This window comes from Cellvibrio sp. ARAG 10.3 (genome assembly GCF_051846955.1).
Classification (GTDB): domain Bacteria; phylum Pseudomonadota; class Gammaproteobacteria; order Pseudomonadales; family Cellvibrionaceae; genus Cellvibrio.
The window spans coordinates 1-562 of the sequence record NZ_JBPYCU010000077.1 but is presented as its reverse complement, the minus strand read 5'-3'; the positions used below and the strand labels follow the sequence as shown (position 1 = coordinate 562).

The following is a 562-nucleotide window of genomic DNA, read 5'->3' as shown; positions in this document are numbered from 1 at the left end:
TTACCCTTCACAAGTTAATTGATAACCATATCGACCTGTCGGTTTTCCACGAAAAATACTCGAACGACGGCGGTGGCTGTTCAGCTTATGATCCTGCGATTCTGCTAAAGATCATTCTGTACGCTTATGCCAAAGGCATTACCTCAAGTCGCGAGATCCAGTGGCAATGTGAGCACAACATCATCTTCAAAGCGCTGTCCTGCGATACCGTGCCGCACTTCACCAGTATCGCCAGCTTTGTCAGTAGCTATCCGGATGCGATTGAATCTGTCTTTGAGCAGGTATTGTTGGTGTGTGATCAACAGGGCTTGTTAGGCAATGAGTTGTTCGCCATTGATGGTTGCAAGATGTCTTCCAATGCAGCCAAAGAACATTCCGGTACCCTGGAAGAGCTGGCCCAAAAGCGAGAGAAGATCAATCGTAAAATCCGCACCTGTCTTAAAGAACATAAGAAGCTGGATGGCCGAAAACCCAACGAGAAAGCCCGCAAGCAACAACTGGAAAAAGCTGCTGATACCCTTCAGAAAGAATTTGAAAGGATCAATCAATTCCTAAAGACAGC

At 46.4% G+C, this 562-nt stretch carries 1 protein-coding gene; it reads left to right on the top strand.

The genetic code is table 11. The annotated features are described in order from the left end of the window. Window positions 1–562 (top strand): transposase (locus tag ACSV5M_RS21875; RefSeq protein ID WP_439178974.1); only part of this gene is annotated, 562 nt, incomplete at both ends.